A 15,035-nucleotide genomic window follows, 5' to 3' on the forward strand; every position below is an offset into this window, starting at 1 on the left:
GTCATGCCAACTATTAAAGAGATTCTTCAGACTATGGATTACGGCCCCGCACCAGAAAGCACCAAGGAAGCGAATGCGTGGCTGGACCAGCATGGACGCCGTTTTGGCCTGTTCATCGATGGCGCATGGACGGAAGCTGCGACCACCTTCGCCACCAACAACCCGGCCGATGCCAGCGAACTGGCGCAAGTGACGCAAGCCACCGCGGACGACGTGGAACGCGCCGTGCAGGCCGCACGCCGCGCGCAGCCGGGCTGGGTGGCGCTGGGCGGCCATGGCCGTGCCAAGATCATGTATTCGCTGGCGCGCCTGCTGCAGAAGCACTCGCGCCTGTTCGCCGTGCTCGAGACCCTGGACAACGGCAAGACCATCCGCGAAACCCGCGATGCCGACCTGCCGCTGGCCGCGCGCCACTTCTACCACCACGCCGGCTGGGCCCAGCTGCAGCAAGAAGAATTCGCCGACTACCGCGCCGTGGGCGTGGTCGGCCAGATCGTGCCGTGGAACTTCCCGCTGCTCATGCTGGCATGGAAGATCGCTCCGGCGCTGGCCGCCGGTAACACCATCGTCTTCAAGCCGGCCGAGTTCACGCCGCTGACCGCACTGCTGTTCGCCGAGATCTGCCAGCAGGCCGGCGTGCCGGCGGGCGTGGTCAACATCGTCACCGGCGACGGCGCCGTGGGCGAAGCCATCGTCAACCACCCGGGCATCGACAAGCTGGCCTTCACCGGCTCGACCGAAGTCGGCCGCATCATCCGCAAGGCGACGGCCGGCACCGGCAAGAAGCTGTCGCTGGAACTGGGCGGCAAGTCGCCCTTCATCGTGTTCGACGATGCGGACCTCGACGCCGCTGTCGAAGGCCTGGTCGATTCGATCTGGTTCAACCAGGGCCAGGTCTGCTGCGCCGGCTCGCGCCTGCTGGTGCAGGAATCGGTGTATGACCGCTTCATCGCCAAGGTCAAGGCACGCATGCAGAACCTGCGCGTCGGCTCGCCGCTGGATAAATCGAACGACATCGGCGCGCTGGTCGATCCGATCCAGCAGCAGCGCATCCACGGTCTGGTGGAATCGGCACGCGCCGAAGGTTGCGAAATCTGGCAGCCTTCGTGCGAAGCGCCGACCGCCGGTTCCTGGTACCTGCCGACCCTGATCACCGGCGCCTCGACCTCGGCCGCCGTCGCGCAAGCCGAAATCTTCGGCCCGGTGCTGGTGGCGATGAGCTTCCGCACCCCGAGCGAAGCGGTACAGCTGGCAAACAACACCGTGTACGGCCTGGCCGCCTGCGTGTGGTCGGAATCGATCTCGCTGGCGCTGGACGTGGCGCCGCAGATCAAGGCCGGTGTGGTGTGGATTAACACCGCCAACCAGTTCGACGCAGCCTGCGGCTTCGGCGGCTACAAGGAATCGGGCTTCGGCCGCGAAGGCGGCAAAGAGGGCATGTACGAATACCTGACCCCGTTGTCGGAAGATGCACGCCCGGCCGCGCCGGTGGCGCCTGAAAAGGGCCGCGTCAAGGCATCGGAAGAGGGCAGCCCGTTTGCCGTCGACCGCACCGCCAAGCTGTACATCGGCGGCAAGCAGGCGCGCCCGGACGGCGCCTACAGCCGCGCGATCAACGGCGCCAACGGCGCCTTCCTGGCCGACGTCGGCGAAGGCAATCGCAAGGACATCCGCAACGCGGTGGAAGCGGCGCACAAGGCATCCGGCTGGTCCAAGGCCACCGCGCACAACCGCGCCCAGGTGCTGTACTACATCGCCGAGAACCTGGCGATCCGCGCCGACGAATTCGCCCAGCGCATCGCCGCGCAGACCGGTGCGAAAGACGCCGCTCGCGAAGTCCAGGCCTCGATCGAGCGCCTGTTCTACTGGGCCGCATGGTGCGACAAGTACGACGGCCAGGCCCACCAGCCGCCGATGCACGGCATCACCGTGGCCCTGAACGAACCGGTCGGCGTGATCGGCATCATCTGCCCGAACGAGAACCCGCTGCTGGGCTTCATCTCGCTGGTCGCCCCGGCGCTGGCATTGGGCAACCGTGTGGTGGCTGTACCGTCGGAGGCCGCACCGCTGTCGGCGACCGACCTGTACCAGGTGCTGGATACTTCGGACCTGCCGGGTGGTGCGCTGAACATCGTCACTGGTTCGGCTTCCGAACTGGCGCGCACGCTGGCGTCGCACTCGGACGTGGATGCGGTGTGGCGTCATGATGGTTCGGCGGAAGGCTGCGCGGAAGTGGAACGCCTGTCGGCTGAATCGCTCAAGCGCACCTGGGTCGGCGGCGCTAAGGGCCGTGACTGGTTCGATGCGAAGCAGGCCTGCGGCCGCACCGTGCTGCAGCACGCTTCGCAAGTCAAGAACGTCTGGATTCCGTACGGCGTTTAAGTATCGTTAGCGCTTGCATGGCGCATTGGTAGGGTGGGCGGCTTTGCCGCTCACGCGGTGGGGCAGATGCCAACTATCACCGCGTGGGCGGGAGACCCGCCCACCCTACGTTATAGAAAAGGTTTGATATGTTCCTCCCCCAAGAAATCGTCCGCAAAAAGCGTGACGGCGGCATCCTGAGCGCCGAAGAGATCCAGTTCTTCGTGCGCGGCATCCCGGACGGCAGCACCACCGAAGGCCAGATCGCCGCACTCGCGATGGCCGTCTACTTCAACGACATGACCATGGACGAACGCGTCGCCTTCACGCTGGCGATGCGCGATTCCGGCCTGGTGATGGAATGGAAATCCCTGGACCTGCCGGGCCCCGTGGTCGACAAGCACTCGACCGGCGGCGTCGGCGACGTGGTTTCGCTCATGCTCGGCCCGATGATCGCCGCCTGCGGCGGCTACGTGCCGATGATCTCGGGCCGCGGCCTGGGCCACACCGGCGGCACCCTCGATAAATTCGATTCGATCCCCGGCTACAGCACCGTGCCGGATCCGGACACCTTCCGCAAGGTGGTGAAAGACGTGGGCGTGGCCATCATCGGCCAGACCGCGCAGCTGGCGCCGGCCGACAAGCGCTTCTACAGCATCCGCGACACCACGGCGACCGTGGAATCGGTGGCCATGATCACCGGCTCGATCCTCTCGAAGAAGCTGGCCGCCGGCCTGGACGCGCTGGTGATGGACGTGAAGGTCGGCAGCGGCGCCTTCATGCCGACCTATGAAAAGTCGGTGGAGCTGGCCGAGAGCATCGTCCACGTCGGCAATGGCGCCGGCACCCGCACCTCGGCAATCCTGACCGGCATGAACGAATCGCTCTGCCACGCCGCCGGCAACGCCGTCGAAGTGCGCGTCGCCATCGACTACCTGACCGGCAAGTCGCGCCCCGCGCGCCTGCACGAAGTGACGATGGCGCTGTGCGCCGAGATGCTGGTCATCTCGGGTATCGCCGCGAACGATGGCGAAGCCCGCGCCAAGCTGCAGGCGGCGCTGGATTCGGGCGAAGCGGCCGAGCGTTTCGCGCGCATGGTCAGCGCCCTGGGCGGCCCGGCCGACCTGATGGACAAGCCGGACGCGCACCTGGAAACCGCGCCGGTCATTGTGCCGGCGCCGAGCCTGCAGGCAGGCTTTGCGAGCTCGGTCGACACCCGTGGCCTGGGCCTGGCCGTGGTGGCCCTGGGGGGCGGCCGTGTGCGTCCGCAGGACTCGATCGACTTCGCCGTCGGTTTCACCAACCTGGTCGAACTGGGCGACAGCATCGCCGTCGGCCAGCCGCTGGCGATGGTTCACGCACGCTCCGTGGAGGCTGCCGAGCGGGCGGTGCGCCAGGTGCAGGCGGCCTACCAGATCGGCGCCGCGAAGCCGGCTGCCGAGCCGATGATCTACAAGACCATCCGTCCTTGAGGCCCCAGATGAAATACGCAAAACTGATCGACGAAGCGCGCGCCGCGCGCGAACTGGCCTACACCCCGTACTCGAAGTTCAAGGTGGGCGCGGCCCTGGAATGCAAGGACGGCCGCATTTTCCGCGGCTGTAATATCGAGAACGCGTCCTACGGCCTGTGCAACTGCGCCGAGCGCACCGCCTTCTTCAGTGCGATCGCCCAGGGCTACCAGCCGGGCGACTTCACCGCGCTGGCGGTGATCGGCCAAACCGACGGCCCGATCGCTCCCTGCGGCGCCTGCCGCCAGGTGATCCTGGAACTGGGCGGCAATGCGCTGCCGGTGGTGCTGACCAACCTGAAGGGCGACGTGTTCGAGACCACCGCCGCGGAACAACTGCCGAACGCCTTCGGCGGCCGCGACCTGAACACCTGAGACCTCACTCTCTGATCACGAAGCGCTGCACGTGGCAACACGGCAGCGCTTTTTTGTTTTCCGAACAGCAAGCAGACTGAGCTTCCTCAAAAGCAGATGTGCGATCCGGGCGTGTAATCGCCTGATCGCGTTGCATCGCGTGGGAGGAAACGATGTTGGAACACGCCCAGATTGCCAGCCTGTTGGCTGCCTTTGGTAGCTACACGCAGGACACCCGCCTGCTCAGGCTCACGACGCCGCTCGGCACCGAACTGCTGGCGGAATGCATGCGCGGCGAGGAGGGGATCAGCCGCGGCTTCCGCTTCGCCATCGACGCGCTCTCTACGGACGTCGGCATTCCGCTGAAATCGCTGGTCGGGCAGCCGGCGCTGCTTGAGCTGCTCACCGCCGACACGAGCGTGCTGCGGCCCTTCCACGGCTACGTCAGCACGATGGAGATGAGCGGCGCGAACGGCGGCTTCGTGCGCTATACCTTGACGCTGGAACCGTGGACCGGCTTTCTGGCGCTGGGCCGGGATAGCCGCATCTTCCAGGACATGTCGGTGTTCGACATCCTGGACGTCGTGTTCGGCAGCTATGCGGGACGGGCCAGGCTGGCGCCGCAATGGCGGCTGGAGATCGCCGACCGCAGCATCTATCCGAAGCGCAGCCTGACCACGCAGTATCAGGAGAGCGACCTGGCTTTTGTGGAGCGCCTGATGCACGAAGAGGGGCTGTTCTACTTCTTCGAGCATGAAGGCGATGCGGACAGCGCCACGCTCGGCCAGCACACCATGGTGATCGCCGACCACAATGGGGCGTTCCAGCCGAACCTGCAATCGGATGTCGACTTCACGCGGCCCGGCGCCGTCATGAAGGCCGACAGCATCGACCGCTGGCGCACCGAATCGCGCCTGCTGACAAATGCCATCGAGCTGGGGAGCTGGGACTATCGCACGGTACGCCAGCGTCAGGTCTCGGCCTCCGGTGCCGACGTGTCAGGCGACCTGCTGCTCAGCCGCGACGCGCCTGGCGTGTACGCCTGGGAGATGCGTGAGCAGGGCGAGCGGCTCGCGGAAAACCAGATTCAGGCCTGCGAGGCCGCACGCCAGCTCCACGTCGCCGCGGGCACCGTGCGCAGCTTCGCGCCGGGCACCAGCTTCACGCTGCACGGACATGCCCGGTTCGACGCACTCGACGGCGACGATGCGCGCCGCTTCATCATCGTCGGCGCCCGGCACCTCATGCATAACAACCTCACCGCGGACATGCTGCAGACGGTCGAGAAGCTGCTGGGACGCGGCCCGGTCGCCGGCATCGGTGCGCACGACGCCGAGCTCAGGATCCCGCGACAGCTCGACGGCGAACGGCCGCTGTACCGCAACCGGATCGAAGCCATGCCCGCCAGCGTCCCGTATCGCAGCACCGGGCAGGAAGAGCACGGACGCTTCCTGCATCCCCGCCCGACTGTGCGCGGGCAGCAGACCGCGATTGTCGTCGGTCCGCCGGGGGCGGTGGTCCACACCGACCGGGATCACCGCATCAAGGTGCAGTTCCACTGGCAGCGCGGTGCGGCGAGCCACAGCCGCATGTCGCATCCGTCAGCCGAGGGCCATACCGGCGCGCCCGGCGACGACACGGCCGGGACCTGGGTGCGGATCGCGACACCGGTCGCCGGCGCCAATTGGGGCAGCAACATGGTGCCGCGCGTGGGACAGGAAGTGCTGGTCGATTTCATCGAAGGGGACATAGACCGGCCGGTGGTTATTGGCGCCCTGTACAACGGGCGCGGGCAGCCGGATGCGCAGCACAACCAGGTGGCGAGCGGCCCTGGTGCGATGACCGGAAATGCGCCGCCATGGTTCCCCGGCGAGGGCGGGGGACATGGTCATGCGGCCGTGCTGTCAGGGTTCAAGTCGCAGAGCATGGGCGACAGCCAGTCCGGCACTGGGGCCTACAGCCAACTGGTGTTCGATGACAGTCCGGGGCGGGCGCGTATCGCGCTGCAGTGTCACATGAAGGTACATCAGGGAACGGCCGAGCTGAACCTGGGGCATCTGGTGCACCAGACCGATAACGAACGTCTGGCGACGGTCGGTTTCGGCGCCGAGCTGAAGACCGCGCACAGCCTGGCGATGCGGGCTGGGAAGGGCATGCTGCTGTCGACGGATGCTCGAGCAGGCGCCAGCGGCAGCCAACTCGATGCGCGCGAAGCGGTGGCGCAGATCGAGGAGAGCCATCAGCTGCAGGTGGACATGGCTGGTTTGGCGCAGAAGCATAACGCCAAGCTCGAGGGGGAGCCGGCGCCGGAAGAGATCGCAGCGATCAAGGAGATGCGCCACAGCGCGGAGGTGATCGCTGCAGAAGAAGGCGGGGCGGCGGCGTTCAGCGAGCCGCAGCTGCAATTGTCGAGTCCAGCAGGGATTGTGGTGACTACGCCGGCGGATGCCGTGCTGTCGGCGGGGACCAGCAGCTCCATCGTGGCGGGACAGGACATCAACATGGTCGCGCAGGGAAGTTCGTCCATGCTGGTTGCGAAGGGCATCAGCTTGTTCACGTACGGGAAAGCGACCAATAAGGATAAGCCGAATCAGGAGGTGGGGATCAAGTTGCACGCGGCCAGCGGGAAGCTGAGCTGCCAGAGCCAGTCTGGACCGACGCGACTGACGGCGGACAAGAAGATCACGGTGGCCAGCGTGACGAAATCGGTGACGATTGCGGCGCCGAAGAAACATGTGCTGCTGACTGCACAGGGGGCCTACATCAAGCTGGAAGGGGGGAACATCGAGGTGCACGCGCCGGGGAATGTGGAGTTCAAGGCGAGTAAGAAAGAGCTGGCTGGGCCGGTCAGTGTATCCAGCCCGGAGCTAGCTATGAAAGTGTCCGAGCTCAACATAAAGCGTGACCTTGAGATCGAGTATGTCGATGCCGATGGCAATGCTCTCACCGATGAGCCAATCAGCTTGGCGTTCTCCTCTGGTTCAGAGAAAAAGGCTGTACTGGATGGGAGTGGGAAGGCAGTGATCAAGAACGTCCCGCTAGGGCCGTTTGGCGCAAATCAGCCGCGACGCAAGTGAGGCCAGTGAATGGGTGCTAAGAACACAGGTTCCACATCGAAGCCGACGGCGCAAGAGGTATGTATTGATCTGCCTGGAGAGCGTGTGCAGTGCTGGCGCTCGGCCGACAACGTAAAAGTCATTTTGCGCAAGCACCGCGATGTCTTTTTCGATATCAATCTTAAGAGCAATGCCATTTATACCGTCGAGTCGCAGTCAGCATTTTATAGTCCGAGAGAAAAGAAACTGTTGAAGACCGCGCTGTTCCTCGATGGCGAGCGGTTTCACCTTTGGGTGGGGCGAGACTTCAAAGGGCATCTTGTTCTTAGCGCCGATGGTGCCGTTATCGGAAGATATGAGGTATCCATACTCGACTCCTCACGCTATGGAAGCGATCCTAAAGAAAAGCCTGAGCCTCTGTTAGTTGCAATCGGGGCAAGAAAAGAGAGCTTCTCCTGTACCGCAGCTGACCCCCTAGGAGTGGCGCAACCCCAATTAAGCATTTTCTCTTCGCTCGAGCCAAAACTGCCACTTCTCACTGACATAGGGCGCAGCCGCTTCGACTATTCCTATACTCCCGAACCTCCAGAGATAGCGGAGTATGTAGCGGTTGTCGATGTAGAACAGCAGGAGATTCGTCCGGAGGTTTTGAAGCAGCTCGAGAGCGGCGCGGTGACAGGTACCCCGAGTCAGGTTTTTACGATCTCTGACAAAACGCGTGACGATTCGAAACTTATTGATGCCCTGGCTGCCACAGCGACGGCCATTGCTGGGAGCTCCTTTGTTACAAGTAATGAGTTCAAGGAAACTGCTGGCTATCTTCAGGAGAATTTGAGAACTCTGGACAAGCTTTCAATGGTTGTCCGTATTGAGAAGAAAACGAAAGGTGCATATAAGGCGATACTGAAAGGGAAGCCCATATCGAGGTTTCTTGCTGAATCCGCCGGTCTCATAAAAACGTCCAAAACCGTCCATAAGAGCGCTGCCCTAGGATCCGAAGCGACCAAATTCCTTGATGGCGGCTTCGGAAGGACGGGCATGGCGCGATTTGGCGGCGCGCGTCGCATTATGTTGACGACGGTCAATAATTTTAAAGGCGGTTTAAAAATACAGGTTGTGGGGACGATCATCGATCTGTTTGTCGATGCGCACAACGTCTACGTTGATGAAAAAGGCAGCAGGGACCTATCCGAGTTTCTCGGCCGCGCTGGTGTCTCGATTGCGAAGGCTGGGGCGACTGCGGCGATTGGTAGCGCTATTGCAGCAATCAGCGTAGCAGGGCTGACTGCTCTAGCCGGCGGAGTAGCCGTACCTGTTGCTGCAGTAGTTCTAGTAGTGGTTGGCGGCTATATCGCAGCAGCGTATGCAGTCGATAAACTGGACAACGCCTTCAAAATCAAGCAATCAGTGGCTGAATTGGCGAGATAACATGTTAAGCAGATCCGTCTCTAGAATTTATTTTTCTGCGCTCTTGTCGGCAGGCGCGACCCTTGGAGGATGGGCAATCACCGCAAAATTTGGAGGAGATAGTGCTGCGCTATCCTTCTTATACTTCAGTGTTCCGATAACCGTAGGCGCCCTGGTTATTCAGATTGTGCTTTTTTCAAGGAGCGAAGATCGGGTGCGAGCCCTGATAATGTTTAATATTTCGGCTGGATTTGGTGTCTTATGGTTGATGATGTGTTTAGTGCTTCCGATATTTTGGGCTGGTTCGATCGGTGTCATTGGAAAATCGATTTTATGCCTTTTTTCATTTGTGGTTTTTTATGCGAACGTTGCGGAGGGAGTCAGTAAGTTTCGCGAGCAATGGGGGCAGAAAGGTGAGCGGATTCTAGATCGACACTACAAGGCAGGCCAAGGCGTGATCGATTGGAACAGAATCATAGAAAGCTTGAAATTATCAGCCTCAATCTACATCCCTGGAATTCCAGCAAAAATGGATCCAGTTGTGTCGACATCGCTGGTCATATCGATGCTCGCTGGATTCACACTTAGGAAGGTTTTTCCAATCTTCAGTATATTTGCCTGGAGTATCCCGTCCTTGATTGTTATCGCAACAATCTTGCAGATCGTAGGGATTGCGATTGGTCAACTCTCGGTTTTGAGTGAGCTTGAGAGAAAAAACGATAAAGTTCTTAGGCTAGCATTTCCCGGAAAAACAAGTTAAAGCGTTTCACTATGACCGCGCGACATGTGGAAGTAACTTCCCCATTTTGAGAAATTTAGATGATATCAACCCAAAAGGGATGCGCCCATCGAGGCTCGTCGGCATCTGCGCGTGCCTTCCGTTTCTCATGAGTTTTGTCACTCTGCCTCTCGCTTATGGTGCTGCACCACACATTCCACTTACAGCAAATCCAGTCGCGCGGTTAGTTTTTCTAGTCTTGGCGATTTCGCTGCTTCTGGCCTTCTTATCGTTCGCTCTGCGCTGGGATTGGCGAACGAAATATTACGGGATATCGCTAATGTTCGGTGCGAGTATTTCGCTCTTTGCCATCGTTCCTTTATTAGCCTTGATGATATACGGAAGCCTCGCGCTATGGCTAAAGTTATTTGTGCTAGCGTTTTATGTCATCAGCCACGTAGTGTGGTGTCGAAAGTTTTCGGCCTTGTACAAGGACGCATTTGAGAACGACGCGCTGCGCGAGGTCTTGTATGAAGAAGAGCTGAATGGCGTTTATTATATGCGTAATGGAGACCAATATCTTCTTGATAAATATTACAAATTTACGCAAATGCCGCGTGATAGATATTTTGCGATATTCATTGTGCTTGCGTTAGCGTTGATGCCGATGACGCGCAGCGTTCGAGAATTTACGGGAATTCCATTCACGCATGCTTTTCTTGTGGTTGCAATGGTTCCTGTAAGCTGGATGAGTTTCGGTTTTTCTTTTCGAGGCTATCTAGTTTGTTACCTCTATCCCGCTAAAATCCGGCGTGCGACAGGGAAGGAAGTGTTGGTAGACGTGGTAAGCAAGCATAAGGCTTTAGACAGGAAAATATTTCGTGCGAACCGTCTTAAGCCTCAAGATAGAGGTATTACAAATTCATAAAGTTTGGATGGACGAACTGAAATCGCAGGCAGAGAAGAGATGAATAACCTTGGATCATTAAGCATTGCAATACTTATTTCGTGTACCGGCGCTCAAGCATTCGCGTCAGGGTTTCCCGGCTCCGCGAAAGGGGATTTCTTGGATAACCCATTCTTGGCATATGGGTTCAACCCAACAACCAAAGTCATTAGTGGCTATCTGGTAGCACTCAGGACAGCTCCTGGAAGGACGGATGAGTGCAAGATGGCATTCAAAGGTAGTGCAAATGAATTGTCGGTGAAATATTTAGCAGGAACAAGGGTGCGCGAAGACGCGCCTCAATCCGACCAGCGAACTTCTATCAAAATAGAAAGGAATGAGCCTGTTTTGAAGTTCCATACAGAATCGTTAGGCGGCGAATGTGACTGGATTCTTCCTTTTGTGCTCGCTTCGCCGGAGCGAGAAATCGGAGACGAATTCGTTGTAAGTATGAACGTTCAGAATTCCGGCGACTGGATCGGTGTATATGTGATCAGCACGAAAAAAGCTAAGCTCTACGGTGAACCTGTGAGTACTTTATTGAAGAACGCGTACTTGGTCCGAGGCGACGTAGTCTACGTGTATAAAGAACGGCCTGACTGGTATTTTGTTCGATACGACAATGGGAAAAGGGAGACTATGGGATGGATCAGAAAGTCTGATACGGTTCAGCCGTAAGCACCTCGACGGCTCTCTCCGGTTATCGCCCATCCTAGTGCGTTGGCCTTGAAATCGCTGCCAAGCACACAACATGCAGAAGTGACCACTTTTTCGATGAGGAGCGCCACCATGAGCCCATCCGACATTCAAAAACTGCATGACTTCCTCGGCCAGCTCATCCAGGCCCGAGGCATCCAGAAAGACCCTGAAGCCGACGCGCTCATCCAGCGTGCAGTTGCGCAGCAGCCCGATGCCGCCTACCTGCTGGTCCAGCGTGCGCTGCTGATGGATCAGGCATTGGACAGCGCCCGCGCCCAGATTGCCGCGCTCGAAAACCAGCTGCACCAGCATCAGAACCAGAGCAGCGGCGGCGGCTTCCTCGACCCGTATTCCTGGGGCAGCCGGCGCCAGGTCAGCCATCCGCAATCCCACCACATGCATTACCAGCACGCCATGCCGGGCTCGATGAGCCGCGGCATGGGTGGTTTCCTGCGCGGTGGGGGAGGCGGCGGGCTGCTCGGGTCGATCGCGGCGACGGCGGCGGGCGTGGCAGCGGGCAGCTTCCTGTTCCACGGTCTCGACAACCTGTTCCATGACCACGACGGCAACGCAGGCGGCGCCCATCTGCTGGGCGGGGAGAGCTTGAGCGGCGGCGACCTGTCCGGCAGTTCGCTGGCCGACCAGGCCGGCCTGGGCGACATCGGCGGCGGCGACAGTCTGCTCGCCGACGACCTCGGTTCCGAAGGTAGCGGCGGCTTCTTCGACGGCGACGGTTCTGACGAAGGCCTGTTCGGCTGAACCCTTACATCTGCTGGAACAGGTGGCCGTGATTGCGGCTCACCTCCAGCTCGCCCGGGAAGTCGCGCAGCCTGCACATCTGCCGGCCGCGCAGGTCGCGGTAAACCTCGGCGATGGCATCGACCCGTACCAGAGTCGAGCGGTGAATGCGCCAGAATTCGTCCGGGTCCAGCTCGTCCGCCAGTTCCTTGAGCGTCTTGCGGATCAGGAGCTGGGTGGTGGCGGTCTGCACGCAGGTGTACTTGTCGTCGGCCTGGAAATACAGGATCTCGCGCGTGCTGACCATGCGCAGGCTGCCGCCCACCTGGGCCTGGATCCAGCGCAGGTAATTCGGCTTGGCCGCGCCGCCCTGCTTGAGCAGCGTGCCCAGCTCGAGCAGCTGCGCGCCGATGTCCTGCGGTTTGCGGTTCAGGCGCGTGCGCAGCCGTTCGCAGGTGGTCTGCAGGCGCGCCGGCGTCACCGGTTTGAGCAGATAGTCGATCGCGCCCTGCTCGAAAGCGTCGAGCGCGTACTGGTCGTAGGCGGTGGCGAACACGATGTGGCAGCGGTCGTAGAGCTGGCGCGCGGCGTCGATGCCGCCCATGCCCGGCATCCGGATGTCAAGAAAAGCGATGTCAGGCTTGTGCTGCGCGGCCAGCGCCAGCGCTTCCGCGCCATTGGCTGCTTCCGCCACGATGCGCAATTCGGGCCAGGCTTCGTGCAGGCGTGCGCGCAGCTGGTCGCGCAGCGGCGCTTCGTCATCGGCAATCAGGGCAGTGACAGTCATCAGTCGAACTCCGTCATGCGGTAGGGCAGGCGGATCGAGGCGCAGGCGCCGCCGCCCGGCGGCATTTCGATCACCAGTTCGGCATCCTTCCCGTACAGCAGGGCCAGGCGCTCGCGGATGTTGGCCAGGCCCACGCCTTCGTCGGCATGGACGTCGATGCCGATGCCGTCGTCGCACACGTCGACGTGCAGCGTGGCGACTTCGACGTGGGCGCGCACCGTGATGGTGCCGCCGGCCACCTTCGGCTCCAGGCCATGCTTGATCGAGTTTTCGATCAGGGTCTGCAGCATCATCGGCGGGAAGGGCGAGCTGCCGAGGAAGTCCGGCACCTCGAAGCGCACCGTCAGGCGTTCCTTCATGCGCGCCTGCATGATCGCCAGGTAGGCGCGCGACAGTTCGACCTGCTTGCCGAGCGTGCCGCCGCCACCTGCGCGCATCTGCGGCAGCGAGGAGCGCAGGTATTCGATCAGGTGCGCGTGAACGCGCGCCGCTTCCTTCGGGTCGGTTTCGATCAGCTGGCCGATCAGCGCCAACGTGTTGAACAGGAAGTGCGGTTCGACCTGGGCCTGCAGCGTCGCCATCTTCGCTTCCATCAGGCGGCGCTCCAGGGTGGCCACATTGGCCTTGTCGGACGCTTCGCGTGCCGTCAGCTCGGCGCGGCGCTTGCCGCCGGCCAGGACCTTGACACCGAAGGACAGCAGGATGAACCACACCGCCGGTTCGGTCAGGTTGAATGAGATGCCGAAGACGAAAGCCAGGAACCAGGTCACGTACAGCTTGCGCCACTCGACCAGGGCCAGCCAGTCGAAGAAGCCCCACCACAGGGCGCTGGCTTCGCTGACGGCCTCGCGCACGAAGTCGAGTGCGCGGTTGATCGGGGCGGCGACCATGGCTTACTCCACGATTTGGGCCGGACGGCGGCCGAACAGGGCCGCGGCGACGAATTTCAGCAGCAGGAAGCCAACGAACAGGGTGAGCGCGAGCGGGACGATGCTCAGGATCAGCGCCAGGCCGATCGAGACCGCCAGCAGCGAGGGCCAGGGCAGGGCCGCCAGCGTGCGGGCGCCGGTGCGCAAGGCGCGGTTGGTCTTGCGGGCGATGTCTTTCAAGTCGGTCGTGAACGAATCGAAGCGGGAGGTTTTCATGTGTGCGTCCTTCGGTTGAGTCGATGACGCCACTGTAGGCCTGCAGCCTGCAATGCGCCATGGCAATCCGACGAACGGTCGAAATCCCGGTTTTGACGGTAAGAAGGGCCGATAAACGGTCGGGCCCTTATTGCTTTGGAGGGAGCTTCGCTGCTTCGCGCTGCATCTTGCCGAACAGGGTTTCCCGAGGCTGTGTTGCGCATGCGGCAATGGCGGTGGCCGCGACGGCGCTGCTGTGTTGCGCGTAGGGCATCTGCTGTGGTCCGGGCAGGGTGAAGATCAGCGCATCCCTTGCCATCTTCACTACCTCCATGTCGCTGGCTTGCAGCTCGGGGAAGGTGGCCATGAACCAGGCTTTGTCGATATTGAAATCCGCGCAGGTCTTGCGCGGCAGGTCAGCCATGCTGTCCTTGCTGAAGCGGATCGGCACCAGGACTTGTGCCGGCGCCACGTTCGGTTGTGGCGGCGTGTACGGAAAGCTGCGGGCCAGCGCCAGCGCGGCCTTGTCCAGTTCAGGCGAACGCGAGGACTCGGTGATCGCGGCGGCGGCGGCCTTGCCTGCCGGGCTGACCGTGACGCGCACCACGGCGCGGCCCTGCACGCCGCGCTCAGCCAGGCCGGCGGGATAGGCGGCGTCCCTTGGGTACACCACCGTGTCGCCTTCCATCATCTGAGCCGAAGCACAGGGGAGGGCCGCAACAGCCAGCAGGGCGAGAGCGAAGTCTTTCATGAGGTGTCGCCCTAGCGGCGGCCGCGTTCGTCCCAGTAGCTGCGCAACAGTCCATAGTTGATCGTGTCGGCCATCTCGCCATGCACGAACCAGCGCTCGGGCATGTAGCCTTCCTTGCGAAAGCCCATCCGTTCCAGCACGCCCGCCGAGGCGGCGTTGCGCGGGTCGATGTCGGCTTCGATGCGGTTCAGACGCAGTTCGTGGAAGGCGTAATCGATGGCCGCTTCCAGCGCTTCGCTTGCGAAGCCCTTGCCCCAATAGGCGCTGCCGAGGGCGTAGCCGATTTCGCAGCGCCGGTTCTGCGGGAAGAAATGGTGCAGATTGGCGGTGCCGATCAGCTGTCCGGTTTCGGCAAGCTCGATTCCGAAACGCACCTCGGACTGTTCGCGGTAGCTCTCGAGCGCGCGCTCGATGTTCTGTTCGGCGAACGCGATCGACGTCCAGGTCGGAGCGCTCCAGTAGCGCACCACCGCCGGGTCGGAAAACACGGCGAACAGGTCGGCGGCATCCTCCATCGTCATGGGACGTAGGGTGAGCCGGCTGGTAGTCAGGATGGGGGTTGGGTAGCTCGACATGACGAAGAT

Annotated in this window: 14 protein-coding genes; 9 read left to right on the forward strand and 5 right to left on the reverse strand. The window is 61.4% G+C overall.

The genetic code is table 11. The features are described from left to right. The first annotated feature begins 3 nt into the window (after window positions 1-3). From LK542_RS01010 to LK542_RS01050, 9 genes are all read left to right on the forward strand, one after another. Window positions 4-2,382 (forward strand): aldehyde dehydrogenase family protein, encoded by a 2,379-nt coding sequence (locus LK542_RS01010; RefSeq protein WP_374040103.1) that lies wholly within the window; start codon window positions 4-6, stop codon window positions 2,380-2,382. Between the two features lie 128 nt (window positions 2,383-2,510). Then, window positions 2,511-3,833 (forward strand): thymidine phosphorylase, encoded by a 1,323-nt coding sequence (gene deoA, locus LK542_RS01015; RefSeq protein WP_227810470.1) that lies wholly within the window; start codon window positions 2,511-2,513, stop codon window positions 3,831-3,833. Between the two features lie 8 nt (window positions 3,834-3,841). Continuing rightward, complete coding sequence (locus LK542_RS01020; RefSeq protein ID WP_227800144.1) at window positions 3,842-4,246, forward strand: cytidine deaminase; 405 nt, start codon at window positions 3,842-3,844, stop codon at window positions 4,244-4,246. A 152-nt stretch (window positions 4,247-4,398) separates the two neighbouring features. Continuing rightward, window positions 4,399-7,302 carry a type VI secretion system Vgr family protein gene (locus LK542_RS01025; protein WP_227810471.1) on the forward strand — a complete coding sequence of 968 codons (2,904 nt, stop codon included), beginning with the start codon at window positions 4,399-4,401 and terminating at the stop codon, window positions 7,300-7,302. A gap of 9 nt (window positions 7,303-7,311) precedes the next feature. Further along, window positions 7,312-8,709 (forward strand): hypothetical protein, encoded by a 1,398-nt coding sequence (locus LK542_RS01030; protein WP_227810472.1) that lies wholly within the window; start codon window positions 7,312-7,314, stop codon window positions 8,707-8,709. Window position 8,710: 1 nt separating this feature from the next. Further along, on the forward strand, window positions 8,711-9,448 hold the full coding sequence (locus LK542_RS01035; RefSeq protein ID WP_227810473.1) for a hypothetical protein: 738 nt from the start codon (window positions 8,711-8,713) through the stop codon (window positions 9,446-9,448). Window positions 9,449-9,575: 127 nt separating this feature from the next. Next, a complete protein-coding gene (locus tag LK542_RS01040) occupies window positions 9,576-10,334 on the forward strand; it encodes a hypothetical protein (protein ID WP_227810474.1) in 759 nt (252 codons plus the stop codon). A 39-nt stretch (window positions 10,335-10,373) separates the two neighbouring features. Beyond that, window positions 10,374-11,030 carry an SH3 domain-containing protein gene (locus tag LK542_RS01045; RefSeq protein WP_227810475.1) on the forward strand — a complete coding sequence of 219 codons (657 nt, stop codon included), beginning with the start codon at window positions 10,374-10,376 and terminating at the stop codon, window positions 11,028-11,030. Window positions 11,031-11,141: 111 nt separating this feature from the next. Further along, window positions 11,142-11,810 carry a DUF2076 family protein gene (locus LK542_RS01050; protein WP_227810476.1) on the forward strand — a complete coding sequence of 223 codons (669 nt, stop codon included), beginning with the start codon at window positions 11,142-11,144 and terminating at the stop codon, window positions 11,808-11,810. A gap of 4 nt (window positions 11,811-11,814) precedes the next feature. Here the strand turns inward: LK542_RS01050 and LK542_RS01055 are convergent, their stop codons facing one another. The 5 genes from LK542_RS01055 to LK542_RS01075 form a co-directional block, all read right to left on the reverse strand. Beyond that, the gene (locus tag LK542_RS01055) at window positions 11,815-12,576 is read right to left on the reverse strand and encodes a LytTR family DNA-binding domain-containing protein (RefSeq protein ID WP_227810477.1); all 762 of its coding nucleotides are present in this window, start codon (window positions 12,574-12,576) and stop codon (window positions 11,815-11,817) included. Then, window positions 12,576-13,466: a sensor histidine kinase gene (locus LK542_RS01060; RefSeq protein ID WP_227810478.1), complete on the reverse strand. Its 891-nt coding sequence runs from the start codon at window positions 13,464-13,466 to the stop codon at window positions 12,576-12,578. The genes LK542_RS01055 and LK542_RS01060 overlap by 1 nt, the downstream gene beginning before the upstream one ends. Before the next feature lie 3 nt (window positions 13,467-13,469). Next, a complete protein-coding gene (locus LK542_RS01065) occupies window positions 13,470-13,721 on the reverse strand; it encodes a hypothetical protein (protein WP_227810479.1) in 252 nt (83 codons plus the stop codon). Between the two features lie 127 nt (window positions 13,722-13,848). After that, window positions 13,849-14,451 carry an energy transducer TonB gene (locus tag LK542_RS01070; protein WP_227810480.1) on the reverse strand — a complete coding sequence of 201 codons (603 nt, stop codon included), beginning with the start codon at window positions 14,449-14,451 and terminating at the stop codon, window positions 13,849-13,851. A gap of 11 nt (window positions 14,452-14,462) precedes the next feature. Beyond that, complete coding sequence (locus tag LK542_RS01075; RefSeq protein WP_227810481.1) at window positions 14,463-15,026, reverse strand: GNAT family N-acetyltransferase; 564 nt, start codon at window positions 15,024-15,026, stop codon at window positions 14,463-14,465. Window positions 15,027-15,035 lie beyond the last annotated feature (9 nt).

Source organism: Massilia sp. IC2-477 (assembly GCF_020707265.1).
GTDB lineage: Bacteria > Pseudomonadota > Gammaproteobacteria > Burkholderiales > Burkholderiaceae_D > Telluria.

Coding starts and splice junctions, on each gene's coding strand:
- LK542_RS01010 (WP_374040103.1), top strand. CDS start 4: ATGCCAACTATTAAAGAGATTCTTCAGACTATGGATTACGGCCCCGCA.
- deoA (WP_227810470.1), top strand. CDS start 2,511: ATGTTCCTCCCCCAAGAAATCGTCCGCAAAAAGCGTGACGGCGGCATC.
- LK542_RS01020 (WP_227800144.1), top strand. CDS start 3,842: ATGAAATACGCAAAACTGATCGACGAAGCGCGCGCCGCGCGCGAACTG.
- LK542_RS01025 (WP_227810471.1), top strand. CDS start 4,399: ATGTTGGAACACGCCCAGATTGCCAGCCTGTTGGCTGCCTTTGGTAGC.
- LK542_RS01030 (WP_227810472.1), top strand. CDS start 7,312: ATGGGTGCTAAGAACACAGGTTCCACATCGAAGCCGACGGCGCAAGAG.
- LK542_RS01035 (WP_227810473.1), top strand. CDS start 8,711: ATGTTAAGCAGATCCGTCTCTAGAATTTATTTTTCTGCGCTCTTGTCG.
- LK542_RS01040 (WP_227810474.1), top strand. CDS start 9,576: ATGAGTTTTGTCACTCTGCCTCTCGCTTATGGTGCTGCACCACACATT.
- LK542_RS01045 (WP_227810475.1), top strand. CDS start 10,374: ATGAATAACCTTGGATCATTAAGCATTGCAATACTTATTTCGTGTACC.
- LK542_RS01050 (WP_227810476.1), top strand. CDS start 11,142: ATGAGCCCATCCGACATTCAAAAACTGCATGACTTCCTCGGCCAGCTC.
- LK542_RS01055 (WP_227810477.1), bottom strand. CDS start 12,576: ATGACTGTCACTGCCCTGATTGCCGATGACGAAGCGCCGCTGCGCGAC.
- LK542_RS01060 (WP_227810478.1), bottom strand. CDS start 13,466: ATGGTCGCCGCCCCGATCAACCGCGCACTCGACTTCGTGCGCGAGGCC.
- LK542_RS01065 (WP_227810479.1), bottom strand. CDS start 13,721: ATGAAAACCTCCCGCTTCGATTCGTTCACGACCGACTTGAAAGACATC.
- LK542_RS01070 (WP_227810480.1), bottom strand. CDS start 14,451: ATGAAAGACTTCGCTCTCGCCCTGCTGGCTGTTGCGGCCCTCCCCTGT.
- LK542_RS01075 (WP_227810481.1), bottom strand. CDS start 15,026: ATGTCGAGCTACCCAACCCCCATCCTGACTACCAGCCGGCTCACCCTA.